12 protein-coding genes are annotated in these 12,369 nt (G+C 71.9%); 7 read left to right on the forward strand and 5 right to left on the reverse strand.

The window, feature by feature from the left end:
- Nucleotides 1-923: 923 nt before the first annotated feature.
- Complete coding sequence (locus tag ACTMTU_RS02340) at nucleotides 924-2,462, forward strand: ATP-dependent DNA ligase (RefSeq protein WP_441261708.1); 1,539 nt, start codon at nucleotides 924-926, stop codon at nucleotides 2,460-2,462.
- Between the two features lie 76 nt (nucleotides 2,463-2,538).
- On the opposite strand, the gene ACTMTU_RS02345 is transcribed toward ACTMTU_RS02340, so the two are convergent.
- Entirely contained in the window at nucleotides 2,539-3,045 is a 507-nt protein-coding gene (locus ACTMTU_RS02345; protein WP_441261709.1) for an FBP domain-containing protein, read from the reverse strand.
- 102 nt (nucleotides 3,046-3,147) lie between these two features.
- On the opposite strand from ACTMTU_RS02345, the gene ACTMTU_RS02350 reads away from it, so the two are divergent.
- The 4 genes from ACTMTU_RS02350 (at nucleotide 3,148) to ACTMTU_RS02365 (ending at nucleotide 6,184) form a co-directional block, all read left to right on the forward strand.
- Entirely contained in the window at nucleotides 3,148-3,450 is a 303-nt protein-coding gene (locus tag ACTMTU_RS02350; protein ID WP_441261710.1) for a 4a-hydroxytetrahydrobiopterin dehydratase, read from the forward strand.
- 54 nt (nucleotides 3,451-3,504) lie between these two features.
- Nucleotides 3,505-4,242: a class I SAM-dependent methyltransferase gene (locus ACTMTU_RS02355; protein WP_441261711.1), complete on the forward strand. Its 738-nt coding sequence runs from the start codon at nucleotides 3,505-3,507 to the stop codon at nucleotides 4,240-4,242.
- A gap of 88 nt (nucleotides 4,243-4,330) precedes the next feature.
- Nucleotides 4,331-5,293 (forward strand): AraC family transcriptional regulator, encoded by a 963-nt coding sequence (locus tag ACTMTU_RS02360; RefSeq protein ID WP_441261712.1) that lies wholly within the window; start codon nucleotides 4,331-4,333, stop codon nucleotides 5,291-5,293.
- 27 nt (nucleotides 5,294-5,320) lie between these two features.
- Complete coding sequence (locus tag ACTMTU_RS02365; RefSeq protein ID WP_441261713.1) at nucleotides 5,321-6,184, forward strand: class I SAM-dependent methyltransferase; 864 nt, start codon at nucleotides 5,321-5,323, stop codon at nucleotides 6,182-6,184.
- A 55-nt stretch (nucleotides 6,185-6,239) separates the two neighbouring features.
- On the opposite strand, the gene ACTMTU_RS02370 is transcribed toward ACTMTU_RS02365, so the two are convergent.
- Together ACTMTU_RS02370 and ACTMTU_RS02375 are read right to left on the reverse strand one after the other, a co-directional pair.
- The gene (locus tag ACTMTU_RS02370) at nucleotides 6,240-6,698 is read right to left on the reverse strand and encodes an RICIN domain-containing protein (RefSeq protein ID WP_441261714.1); all 459 of its coding nucleotides are present in this window, start codon (nucleotides 6,696-6,698) and stop codon (nucleotides 6,240-6,242) included.
- Nucleotides 6,699-6,872: 174 nt separating this feature from the next.
- A complete protein-coding gene (locus ACTMTU_RS02375; RefSeq protein WP_441261715.1) occupies nucleotides 6,873-7,703 on the reverse strand; it encodes an aldo/keto reductase in 831 nt (276 codons plus the stop codon).
- Between the two features lie 307 nt (nucleotides 7,704-8,010).
- Here ACTMTU_RS02375 and ACTMTU_RS02380 point away from each other — a divergent pair, with 307 nt between their 5' ends.
- Nucleotides 8,011-8,787, forward strand: a complete 777-nt coding sequence (locus ACTMTU_RS02380; protein WP_441261716.1) for a Tat pathway signal sequence domain protein — start codon at nucleotides 8,011-8,013, stop codon at nucleotides 8,785-8,787.
- 7 nt (nucleotides 8,788-8,794) lie between these two features.
- On the opposite strand, the gene ACTMTU_RS02385 is transcribed toward ACTMTU_RS02380, so the two are convergent.
- Nucleotides 8,795-10,618, reverse strand: coding sequence for an AMP-dependent synthetase/ligase (locus ACTMTU_RS02385; protein WP_441261717.1), 1,824 nt, complete (start codon nucleotides 10,616-10,618; stop codon nucleotides 8,795-8,797).
- A 320-nt stretch (nucleotides 10,619-10,938) separates the two neighbouring features.
- Complete coding sequence (locus ACTMTU_RS02390) at nucleotides 10,939-11,811, reverse strand: LysR family transcriptional regulator (protein WP_441261718.1); 873 nt, start codon at nucleotides 11,809-11,811, stop codon at nucleotides 10,939-10,941.
- A gap of 204 nt (nucleotides 11,812-12,015) precedes the next feature.
- On the opposite strand from ACTMTU_RS02390, the gene ACTMTU_RS02395 reads away from it, so the two are divergent.
- The gene (locus ACTMTU_RS02395) at nucleotides 12,016-12,369 is read left to right on the forward strand and encodes a CU044_2847 family protein (protein ID WP_441261719.1); all 354 of its coding nucleotides are present in this window, start codon (nucleotides 12,016-12,018) and stop codon (nucleotides 12,367-12,369) included.

Consider the following 12,369-nt stretch of genomic DNA (forward strand, 5'->3'; position numbering starts at 1 on the left):
GGATGGCTAGGGTTTTGCGCCACCGCATATCCGTGTATTTGGGGCCGGGGGCGGGTTACGGGCGGGTATCCGGAAAGCGGATCCGCGCAGTGCCGGCCGGGAGTCCGGCGGGCGGGGAAGGAGAGGCCCCGGCCGGACGGGGGTTTCCGGCCGGGGCGGTCACTGGGTGTGGTGCGAACGTCGGTCGCCACCGGGTGACGCGCTCCGCGGGAGCGTCGGTGAAACGGTCTTCCCGGCGCGCGAACGGCGAGGTCTGGGGAGTGCGTCCCCTTCGCATCCACGTGTAGATGAACGATAAACCATCGAATGGTGTTCCGTGGAATCCCCCACCCTGTCTGTGACGAGGGTTACTCGCCGTTACCCCGGGCGCGCTGGTGCGTCCCGGCCACTCGCCGCCCCGCGCTCCCACGGAGCCCGGCGCCTGTGGCAGCGGGAACCGGCCGGCGGACACCCGGCTCGCGTGCCGCCCCATCGGCAGTGCCACGCGCCCACGGAGCCCGGTGCCTGCGGCAGCGGGTACCGGCCCGCGGACACCACGCCGCGTGCCGCCCCGCCGGCAGGGCTACGCGGTCGCGGGCCTGCTGCTCCGTCGGATTCGTCCGGTCGATCGCGTGCGCGACGCCGCACGCGTCCGTAGCCGCCGGTCGGTGGTGGCCGGCTGCGCCGGAGCGAGTGCGGGGCGTGCAGTCCGGAGCCGCGACGGCCGTCGTCACAGCGACGCGAGAGAACCGGCCGACGGGCCCCTGTCTGTGCGTCGATCGGTCAAACCGACGGAAGAGCAAGGGAGTTGGCTGAATCGTGGGCAGACCGTGCCGGCCGCCCCGGACGCCCCCGGGGTGCGCTGCGGGCAGGTCGCCGGGGGCGGGCCGGACGGGGCGCGGCGCCGGGGTGCGTGCGTCGCCCGGCCGGGGCACGATGGCCGCATGCTGCTCGCCCGCGTCGCCGAAGTGTCCCGTGAGGTGGCCGCCGCATCGGCCCGTTCGCGCAAGATCGCCGCGCTGGCGGACCTCTTCTCGGAGGCTTGGCCGGAGGATGTCGCCCTGGTCATCTCGTACCTGGCCGGGCGGGTGCCCCAGGGCCGCATCGGCATCGGCTGGAGCGTCCTCAAGGAATCCGTGCCGCCCGCCTCCGTGCCGTCCCTCACTGTCGGCGGGACCGACGCCGCGCTCGCGGCCCTCGCCCAGGTCTCCGGCCCCGGCGCCCAGGCGGAACGCCGCAGCCGGGTGCACCGGCTGATGTCGGCGGCCACCGCGGAGGAGCAGGAGTTCCTCGTACGGCTCCTCACCGGGGAGGTCCGTCAGGGCGCCCTGGACGCCGTCGCGCTGGAGGCCGTCGCGAAGGCCGCGGGAGCTCCGTCGACGGACGTGCGCCGCGCGGTCATGCTGGAAGGGTCACTGCCCCGCGTCGCGGCGGCGCTGCTCGCCGGCGGCCCGGCGGCACTCGAGCAGTTCCGGCTGAGGGTCGGCAACCCGGTGCAGCCCATGCTCGCCCACAGCGCGAAGTCCGTGACGGAAGCCGTCGAGGCCCTCGGTGCCGCCTGCGTCGTCGAGGAGAAACTCGACGGCATCCGCGTGCAGGTGCACCGCGAAGGGGCCGATGTCCGGATCTTCACCAGGTCCCTCGACGACATCACCCACCGGCTGCCCGAAGTGGCCCAGCAGACCCGGGAAATGGCGGGCGACCGGTTCATCCTCGACGGGGAGGTCATCGCGATGGCCGCCGACGGCAGGCCCGTCCCCTTCCAGGACATCGCCTCCCGCGTGGGTTCGCGCCTCGACGTCGAGGCGGCCCGCACCACCCTGCCGCTGTACCCGGTGTACTTCGACGTGCTCGCCGCCGACGGGGAGCCGGCGCTCGACCTGCCGGGCCGTGAACGGCACCGGATCCTCGCCCGGCTCGTCCCCGAACCGACGCGGGTACGGCGCACGGTCGTCGAGGACCCGTCCGACCCCGCACAGGTCGCCGCCGCGGAGGAGTTCTTCACCGCGACCCTGGACCGTGGGCACGAGGGTGTCCTCGTCAAGGCACTGGACGCGCCGTACAGCGCCGGCCGCCGCGGCCGCTCCTGGCTCAAGGTCAAGCCGGTCCACACCCTGGACCTGGTGGTCCTGGCCGTCGAACGGGGGCACGGCCGGCGCACCGGACTGCTCTCCAACCTCCACCTCGGCGCCCGCTCGGCCGACGGCGGCTTCGTGATGCTCGGCAAGACCTTCAAGGGCCTCACCGACGAGATGCTGCGCCGACAGACCGAGATGCTCGGGGAACTGGCCGTCGAGGACGACGGGTTCACCGTCCGCGTCCGGCCGGAACTGGTCGTGGAGGTCGCCTACGACGGGCTCCAGCGGTCCACCCGCTACCCGGCGGGCGTCGCCCTGCGGTTCGCGCGGGTGCTGCGCCACCGGCCGGACAAGTCCGCGGCGGAGGCCGACACGATCGAACAGGTCCTGGCCGCGGGCCGCTGACCCGCCGCACGGCTGTCCGCGGCGACCGAGGTGGTTGCAGCGCGGACCGGCCGCCGGGCGCCGCCCGGCCGGCTGGTCAGCGCAGGCCGAGCACCTTGTCGGCGAAGGCCCGCAGGTTGCCCGTGGTCCGGTCGATCTGCTCCTCCAGAGTGAGGTTCTCCTCGTAGCGTCCGTGCCGCAGCTTCGGCTGCCGCTTGCCGCGGATGTACAGCGAGCAGGCCAGATCGGCGCACAGATACGTGCCGACCGTGTTCCCCTCCCGGCCCGCCGCGCCGGCCAGCGGCGCCGCGAACAGGGTCACCCCCGACGAGGCGTGGGCGGTGAGGCACGCCTGGCACATGCTCGATTTCACCGCACTGGTCCGTCCGGTGGACGGGACTCGGAGCGTGATGCCGACCGGTCCCTCCTCCCGCGGCAGCACCAGGTGCGCCTTCAGCGGCGCTCCCGGGTCGACCCAGCCCAGGAAGTCCAGGTCGGGCCAGGGGAGTTCGGCGAAGTCGGCGGGCAGGCGCATACGCGTCGCCTCACCCTTGGTGCAGTTCACGAAGGAGGCACGGATCTGTTTGTCGGTCAATGGTTCCACTCGGTGGAACGTACACAGCGTGGCCCGTGCGGGCACCCGATTTATCGGGCATCGGATCTATGGTGTTCCCGTCCGCCGCCCCCTGCCGGAAGGATCCTGGCCATGCCCACAGAGCCGCTGTCGCAGAAGGAGATCGAGGACCGGCTCCGGGAGCTTCCCGGCTGGTCCCTGGAAGGCGACAGGATCGCCCGCTCCTACCGCCTCGACTCGCACTTCGCGGCGACCGCCCTGGTCGTCCACATCGCCCAGATCCAGGAGGAGCTGAACCACCACTCCGACCTCACCCTCGGCTACAACTCGGTCGCCCTGACCGTCCAGTCGCACGATGTGAACGCCCTGACGGAACGCGACTTCGCCCTGGCCGAGCGCGTCGAGGAGATCGCCCCGGCCCACGGGGCGAACTGAGGCGGGACGCGAAAACAGCACCGTCCCGCCCGCCGGTCCGGCATGCTTCGGATCGTGCTGGACTACGACCTCGAAGCCGACGCGTACGACGCCACCCGTGGTGGCGTGCCCAGGGCGGAGGCCGCCGCCGCGGCGGTCCTCGGCCTGGTGCCGGACCGGGCGCGCACGCTGCTCGACATCGGCTGCGGCACCGGTCTGGTGACCGAACGGCTGCTCCGCCCCGGGCTGCGCGTGTTCGGCTGCGACGGGTCGTACGGTATGGCCCGCAAGGCCACGGGCCGCATCGGCGGCTCCGTGGTCCTCGGCGACGTACGGCGTCTGCCGCTGCGCGACGCGGCCGTGGACGCGGTCAGCGCCGTGTGGCTGCTGCACCTCGTCCCCCGGTCCGCGGCGGTCGTCGCGGAGGCCGCCCGGGTGCTCAGGCCCGGCGGGGTGTTCGTCACCACCGTCGACAAGGACGCCGGTCACGACGTGGACAGCGACATCGACACCGTCCTGCGCCCCCACCACTCCTTCGCCGCCGCCTCCGACCGCGCCGACAGGATCGAGGCGTACGCCGCGGCGCACGGCCTGCGGCCCGCGGGCGGAGCGCGGTTCGCCGGACACGGCCAGGGCCGCACACCCCGCGGCGCCGCCTCAGCCTTGTCGGCGGGACGCTTCCGCTCCTGGTTCACCGACACTGACGGCGCGACGGCCCGTGCGCTCGCCTCGGAGCTGGCCCTGCTGCCCGGCCAGGACTCCCGCCGCCCCGATCCGTCGTACAGCCTGCGGGCGTTCCGCAAGGAAGGCTGACGCGGCGGGAGGCCCCGCACGCCGTCGCCGGTGTCGTCGGCAGGTGTCGCGGCCCTGCCGGCATACGCGTCCGTCTACGCTGGTGGCCATGGACGCTCTCGCCGGACTTCTGGACGGGCCGCGGGCCAGGGGGGCTTTTCTGCTGCGCATGGTGATGGAGCCGCCGTGGTCCGTGCACATCGACGACGAGGCCCCGCTCTGCCTCATGTGCGTCACCCAGGGGGAATCATGGATCGCCCCGGCCTCCGGCGAACCGGTGCTGCTGCGGCCCGGCGATGTGGCGATCGCCCGCGGACCTGAGCCGTACACGGTCTCCCACGCGCCCGGCGCGGAGCCGCAGGCCAGGATCGGACCCGGCGGCACCTGCCACACCCTCCAGGGGGAACCGCTCGCCCAGGCAATGCGGCTCGGCGTGCGGACCTGGGGCAACGCGCCCGACGGCTCGACGTCCGTGCTGATCGGCACCTACCAGATGAAGGGCGAGGTCAGCGGCCGGCTGCTGGACGCGCTGCCGCCGCTGCTGCATCTGTCGGCCGAGGTGTGGAACCACCCGCTGATGACCGTGCTCGACGAGGAGATCGCCCGCGACGACCCCGGTCAGAGCGTGGTGCTCGACCGCGTCCTGGACCTGCTGCTGATCGCCGTGCTGCGCACCTGGTTCTCCCGCCCTGACGCGGAGGCCCCCGCCTGGTACCGGGCCATGGGCGACCCCGTGGTCGGGCAGGCGCTGCGGCTGATCCAGGACGGTCCGGCCCGCCCGTGGACCGTCGCGACGCTGGCCGCCGAGTGCGGGGTCTCCCGGGCGGCGCTCGCCCGGCGCTTCAACGACCTCGTCGGCGAGCCGCCGATGGCCTACCTCACCGGCTGGCGGCTCGCGCTCGCCGCCGACCTGCTGCGCGAGAGCGACGCGACGGTGGAGACGGTGGCCAGGAAGGTCGGCTACAGCGGCTCGTTCGCGCTGAGTGCCGCCTTCAAGCGGGTACGGGGCATCAGCCCGCAGGAGCACCGAACGGGTGGCGCTTTGCCGGAACGGCAACAAAGCTCGCCGTAACCGCAGGTCCCGGTCCACTCTGTGCCCATGAGCCATCACCACGACTCCACACACATCGACTGGGACGAGCACGCGCAACTGCTGGAGCAGGGTGCGGAACTGCAGAGCCCCATGTACCGGCAGACGGCCGACTGGCTGCGCGAGCTGGTGCCGGCCGGCGGCGTCCGGCGCGTTCTCGACATCGGCAGCGGCCCCGGAGTGATCACCGGGCTGCTGGCGGAGGCGTTCCCGTACGCCGAGGTCGTCGCCGTGGACGCCGCCGCGCCCCTGCTGGAACGGGCACAGGCGCGCGCCGCCCGCAACGGCCAGGCCGACCGCGTCCGTACACATCTCGCCGAACTGCCCGAGGGCATCGAGGACCTGGGTGAGGCGGACCTCGTCTGGGCGGCAGGATCCGTGCACCACCTGGGCGACCAGCGCGCCGTGCTCGGGGCGCTGGCCCGCCTGGTGCGACCGGGCGGTCTGGTCGCCGTACTCGAGGGCGGGCTGCCGGCCCGCCATCTGCCGCGCGACTTCGGGATCGGCAGGCCCGGACTGGAGAGCCGGGTCGGCGCCGCCGTCGACGAGTGGTTCGCGCGGATGCGGTCGGAGCTGCCCGGTGCGAAGGACGAGGTCGAGGACTGGCGGGCACTGCTCGCCGCGTCGGGGCTGACGCCGAGCGGTACGCGCTCCTTCCTCCTCGACATCCCGGCGCCCGTGCCGGCGGCGGTGCGGGCGCAGCTGCTGTCCGCCTTCGCGTGGCAGCGCCGGCTGGTCGAGGGGCTGCTGCCGGACGAGGACATCGCGGTCCTGGACCGGCTGCTCGACCCCGAGGACCCCGAAGGGCTGCTGCGGCGGTCCGACGCCTACATGCTGGCCGCGCGCACCGTGTTCACGGCCCGTAAGGACTGAACGGACACCGGGACCGAAGGGACGCGGGGGCCGCGGCCCGACCCGGGTGCGGCCGTCAGGAGTGCACCGGCTCCAACCGCCACCACTGGCCGGGGGAGTCGGTGTCCTCCCACTGCTGGACGTTCGCCCCGTCCTCGCCCGAGCCGTCGGCCACCTCCAGCAGCAGTCCGCTGATGAAGCTGACGATGGTCACCGTGCCCGGCGAGTCGAGATGCTGTTCGACGATCCACTCCTGGGCGCCGAAGTTGTTCGCCTTCCACTGCTGGACGTTGGCGCCGTTCTCCGTGGAGGCGTTCGCCACGTCGAGGCGTTTGCCACCGGCCACATTGACGAAGTGGTACAGCCCGTTGCCGTTGGGCACGGGCTCGATCCGCCACTGCTGGGCGGGCGAACCGTTCTCCTTGCCCTGCTGGACGTTGACGCCGCTGCCGCCGCGTCCCCCGAACACCTCCAGCAGCAGCCCGCTGCCGACGTTGCGCACCAGGTAGATCCCTGGCTCGAGTGGCCCGTTCACGCTCCCCGCCTCCCTACGGCGCCTCCGGGTGGGAGGCGGGGATCATCGTCGCACCCGCCACCGACAGTGGCCGGCCGCGGCGGTGCCCCGCCGTTCGACAGCGAACGGCGGGCCGGTTGCCCGGCCCGCCGTCCAGCGTTCTCGAAGGCTCCTCGCGCCCGCGGCGCAGGCCGCTCAGGAGTTGACGTCCGCCGGCTCCGGACCGAGCCGCCGGCCCTCATCCAGGGCGGTGAACGCCGCCAGGTCGTCGGCGTCGAGCTCGAAGTCGAACACGTCGATGTTCTCCTGGATCCGGGACGGGGTCACGGACTTGGGGATGACCACGTTCCCGACCTGGAGGTGCCAGCGCAGCACCACCTGGGCGGGTGTGCGGTCGTGCTTGCGGGCGACCGCGACGACCGTCGGCGCCTGGAGGAGGTCCTTGCCCTGTCCGAGCGGCGACCAGGCCTCGGTGGCGATGTCGTGCTTCGCGTGGAAGTCCCTGAGCGCGGACTGCTGGAGCTGCGGGTGCAGCTCGACCTGGTTCACCGCCGGGACGACGGACGTCTCGCCGATGAGGCGCTCGAGGTCCTCGACGCGGAAGTTGGACACGCCGATGGCCTTGGCGCGCCCGTCCGCGAGGATCTTCTCGAACGCCTTGTAGGTGTCCACGTACGTGTCCTTGGCCGGCATCGGCCAGTGGATGAGGTACAGGTCGACGTAGTCGAGCCCCAGCTTCCCGAGCGAGGCGTCGAAGGCGCGCAGGGTCGAGTCGTACCCCTGCTCGGAGTTCCACAGCTTGGTGGTGACGAACAGCTCCTCGCGGGCGATCCCGGAGCCGGCGACGGCCTTGCCGGTGCCCGCTTCGTTCCCGTAGATGGCGGCGGTGTCGATGCTGCGGTAGCCCGCCTCCAGGGCGGTCGTGACCGTCTGCGCCGCTTCGTCGTCGGGCACCTGCCAGACACCGAAGCCGAGTTGCGGCATCGCGACGCCGTTGTTGAGGGTGATGAAGGGGACCTTGCTCACGAGCGGTCGATCCTTACGTCGGCGGTTGGGTTTCTCCTATCGTCAACGATCATCCCGGTGGACGCATTCCCGCCCTGGAAGTTGGCGCGATACCGCTCCGTCTCCTCGGTCCAGACCATTGACCGCGACCCGTCAACGCGGGACTCTTCTTCAGATGACTGAACGATGCACACCGACATGAACCGTGGTGCGGTGTGCGTCGTTCAGCCGAACTCCCGCCCCCCACATCTCAGGGGTCGTCGCGCTCCGGCTGCGGGACACGACACCGGCCGCCCGGCTGCCTCTACCGCAAGGAAGGACCACCGACATGAACGCATCCCGCAGGGCGGTGCTCGGCGCCGCACTCGGCGGCGCGGTCGCGGCCGGACTGCCCGCGACCCCGGCGAGCGCCGCCTCCTGGCAGCTGCGCTGGTCACCCTCCGCGAGCCGCGACGGGCTCCGGGCCTTCGAGACGATCGAGGACGACCGGGCCGGCTCGCACCCGTCCGGCGCACCCCACATCCGCACCGAGGGCGACAACTTCCGCTTCACCATGCACACGGCCGACCGTGACACGCACACCGACCGGCAGCGCAACGAGGTCACCGGCTGCCGCAACGGCGATTCGTACCTCCGCTGGACGTCCGGACAGACCTGGCGGATCACCTACTCGATGTTCCTGCCCAGCTCGCTCAAGGCGACCACCACCTTCACCCACATCATGCAGATGAAGCAGCCGGGCACCGGCACGTCCCCGATCCTCGTCCAGTCGCTGCGGCGCGTCGGCGGCGTGCAGACCATCGAGCTCAAGGTGTTCACCGGTGACGTCCTCGTCGGCCGTACCGACCTCGGACCGCTCCACGACAAGTGGACCGACGTCGACCTGCGTATGAAGATCGGCAACGGCACGTCCGGGACCGTGCGCTGGATCCTCAAGAGCGGCGGCGCCACGGTGATCGACGCGTCCGAATCGGGCGTCGACACCTTCCTCGCCGACCGCGTCCGCCCCAAGTGGGGCATCTACCGCTCGCTCGGGGACACTTCGGGCTCGCTCCAGAACTGCCACATGCTGCTGACCCGGATGCGGGCCTACCAGCTCGTCTGAGTCGCGTTCAGCCGTAGAGGGCGTCGACCTCGGCGGAGTAGGCGTTCTCGATCGCCTTCCGCTTCAGCTTCAGCGACGGTGTCAACAGCCCGTGCTCCTCGCTGAAGGGATGAGCCAGTATCCGGAACGTACGGATCGACTCGGACTTGGAGACCAGGGTGTTCGCGGCGACCACCGCGCGGCGGATCTCCATCTCCAGGTCCGGGTCGCGCACCATCTCCGCGGGCGGCAGCGGCGGCCTGCCCTGGATGGCCAGCCAGTGCTCGACCGACTCCTGGTCGAGGGTGACGAGCGCCGCGATGTAGGGCCGGTCGTTGCCGACGACGATGCACTGCGCGACCAGGGGATGCGCCCGCACCCGCTCCTCCAGCCCGGCGGGCGAGACGCTCTTGCCGCCGGAGGTCACCAGGATCTCCTTCTTCCGCCCGGTGATGGTCAGATAGCCGTCCTCGTCGAGCGCGCCCAGGTCGCCGGTGGCGAGCCAGCCGTCGTGCAGCACGGCGTCGGTGGCCTTCGGGTCGCCCAGGTACCCCTGGAAGATGTTCGCCCCGTGCAGCCAGACCTCGCCGTCCTCGGCGATGTGCACGGTCGTGCCGGGGATGGGCAGGCCGACGGTGCCGTACCGGGTGCGCTCGGGCGGGTTCGCGGTGGCCGCGGCCGTCGACTCGGTGAGTCCGTAGCCCTCGAAGATGGTGACGCCGGCGCCCTCGAAGAACAGACCGAGCCGCCGGTCCATGCCGGACCCGCCGGACATCGCGTGGCGCACCCGGCCGCCCATCGCGTCGCGGACCTTCCCGTACACCAGCTTCTCGAAGAGCTGATGCTGCATCCGCAGACCCGCGGAGGGGCCCGGGCCGAGACCGAAGGCACGGTGCTCCAGAGCCTCGGCGTACCTCACGGCCACCTCGACGGCCTTGTCGAAGGCGCCCGCCTTGCCGGCGCTCTCCGCCTTGCGGCGGGCGGCGTTGAAGACCTTCTCGAAGATGTACGGGACGGCCAGGATGAACGACGGCCGGAACGCGGCCAGATCGGGCAGCAGCGCGCTCGCCTGGAGCACCGGCTGGTGGCCCAGTTTGACCCGCCCCCGGATCGCGGCCACCTCGACCATCCGGCCGAAGACGTGCGACAGCGGCAGGAACAGCAGGGTGGAGGCCTCGTCGCCCGGCTTGGAGTGGAAGACCGGCTCCCACCGGCCGATCATCGTGTCCGCCTCGAACATGAAGTTGGAGTGGGTGATCACGCAGCCTTTGGGGCGGCCCGTGGTGCCGGACGTGTAGATGATCGTGGCCACCGAGTCCGGCGTCACCGCCCGCCGGTGCCGGTGCACCACGTCGTCGTCGATGTGCGCGCCCGCCGCGACCAACTGCTCCACCGCGCCCGCGTCCAGCTGCCACAGCCGTTTCAGCAGCGGCAGCCGGTCGATCACCGAGCCGATCGTCATGGCGTGGTCCTCGTACTCGACCATGCACGCGGAGACCTCGGAGTCGTGCAGCATCCAGAAGACCTGCTCGGCCGACGACGTCGGGTACAGCGGCACGGACTGGGCTCCGACGGTCCACAGCGCGAAGTCGAACAGCGTCCACTCGTAGCGCGTACGGCACATCAGGGCGACCCGGTCGCCGAACCGGACGCCGTGCGCGAGCAGCCCTTTGGCCAGTGCCAGCACCTCGTCACGGAACTGCGCCGACGTCACGTCCCGCCAGTGGCCCTCACTGTCCTTGCGGCCGAGCGCGACGTGGTCGGGGTCGTCGAGGGCATGGTCGAAGACCGCGTCCGCAAGTCCGCCGACCTGAGGCGCCGCGGCCAGGGGTGGGACAGTGAACTCGCGCAATGGCTGCTCCTTGTGGCGCTCCGCACAGCGCCGTGACCGTACCCCACGATTTCGTCGGGCGGGAGGGTCCTCGTGAACTGTGGACGAAAGACGTAGGCACAGGTCAGCGGTGGTGAGCGGGGAGCGGAGGGGTGCACGGGAGCCGATTACTGACTGGTCGGTAAGGAGTCCGGCCCGCAATCTCCACCGAATCTGTACCGTGTGATCACCGGCGCTCTACGGGCGATGGTCCCGGTCCGTACCGGATGGAATGCTTCCGTCGAGTTTGCGCTGCACCGCGTTCCGTCGCCGGGCGGCCACCGTTTCCGGGAGCGCCGCCGTCAGCGGGGCGCGGGGCCGTGCAGCCGGTCGCCCGCTGCCAGCAGCGAGGCCGCCAGCGCCTGCGCGGCCTCCTTGGCCGCGTCCCTGCGGCGGCCCTGGAGAAGCACGAAGTCGACGGTGCCCAGCTCGGGCAGCCCCGCCCGTTCCGGCACCGTCACCAGGCCGGGCGGGATCAGGCCCCGCGTGTGGGCCATCACGCCCAGACCGGCGCGGGCGGCGGCCACCAGTCCGCTGAGGCTGCCGCTCGTACAGGCGATGCGCCAGGACCGTCCGGACTGCTCCAGCACCTCCAGGGCGCGGGCCCGGGTCACGGCCGGAGGCGGGAAGAGGATCAGCGGCAGCGGGCGCTCCGGATCCACCCGCAGTCCCTCGGCCGAGATCCACACCATGCGGTCGCGCCAGACCAGCTCGCCGTGCGTGGCGCCGGGACCGCGCTTGGCGAGCACCAGGTCCAGCCGGCCCGCCTCCAGCCGCTTGTGCAGGGTGCCCGACAGCTCCACGGTGAGCTCGAGGTCCACCTCGGGATGATCGCGGCGGAACGCCTCGAGGATCTCCGGCAGCCGGGTCAGGACGAAGTCCTCCGACGCGCCGAACCGCAGCCGCCCGCGGAGCCGGGTCCCCGTGAACCAGGCGGCGGCCCGCTCCTGTGCCTGAAGGATGGTGCGGGCGAAGCCGAGCATGGCCTCGCCGTCCTCCGTCAGCTCCACGCTGTGGGTGTCACGGTTGAACAGCGGCCGGCCGGTGGCGTCCTCGAGCCGGCGCACGTGCTGGCTGACCGTCGACTGGCGCAGCCCCAGCCGGCGGGCGGCCTGCGTGAAGTTCAGCGTCTGCGCGACGGCCAGGAAGGTACGCAGCTGGGTCGGGTCGTACATGCGGCGAGGCTAACCCGTCCGTCCTCGCGCGGGCCGGAACCGTCCGCCCGTCCACCGGCTGTCCACGGCCGTCGGTCGCCGCGCCGGGCGGCCGGCGCCGCCCTCCCGTATCCGGCCAACCGGCCCACTCGGACGACCTCCATGCGCCACAATCGTGCGGACGACCACCTGCTCCGGTGGCCCGCTGTGTCGAGGGGGAGATCAGTGAAGGATGCCGAGATCGTCGAACTGGACCTGCCCGGCGGAGGCACGGTACTGGTCAGGGCGGACCAGGTTCACGGCGACACGGCAGCAGAGGACTTCGACGAGGGGCCGACCAACGTCGGGCTGCGCGAGGCATTGTCCTTCTCCGCGGTCAGCAGCGCGATCCGCGGTGTCGCCGCAGAAGTCCACCGCGCGCTCGAAGCGGCCGCACCGGATGTGGCCGAGGTCGAGCTCGGTTTCGAAATGGCGCTCAAGGGCTCACGCATGGTGTGCCTGCTGGTCGACTCGGAAGCGAAGGCAACCATCCGTGTGCGTCTCGAATGGCACAAGGACGCACCCACGGCCGGGCAGTGA

It is taken from the genome of Streptomyces sp. OZ13, assembly GCF_052068155.1.
Lineage (GTDB): Bacteria > Actinomycetota > Actinomycetes > Streptomycetales > Streptomycetaceae > Streptomyces.

Excerpts from the sequence above, each read along its gene's own strand:
- ACTMTU_RS02340 (WP_441261708.1), top strand. The coding sequence starts at position 924 with ATGCTGCTCGCCCGCGTCGCCGAAGTGTCCCGTGAGGTGGCCGCCGCA.
- ACTMTU_RS02350 (WP_441261710.1), top strand. The coding sequence starts at position 3,148 with ATGCCCACAGAGCCGCTGTCGCAGAAGGAGATCGAGGACCGGCTCCGG.
- ACTMTU_RS02360 (WP_441261712.1), top strand. The coding sequence starts at position 4,331 with ATGGACGCTCTCGCCGGACTTCTGGACGGGCCGCGGGCCAGGGGGGCT.
- ACTMTU_RS02365 (WP_441261713.1), top strand. The coding sequence starts at position 5,321 with ATGAGCCATCACCACGACTCCACACACATCGACTGGGACGAGCACGCG.
- ACTMTU_RS02380 (WP_441261716.1), top strand. The coding sequence starts at position 8,011 with ATGAACGCATCCCGCAGGGCGGTGCTCGGCGCCGCACTCGGCGGCGCG.
- ACTMTU_RS02390 (WP_441261718.1), bottom strand. The coding sequence starts at position 11,811 with ATGTACGACCCGACCCAGCTGCGTACCTTCCTGGCCGTCGCGCAGACG.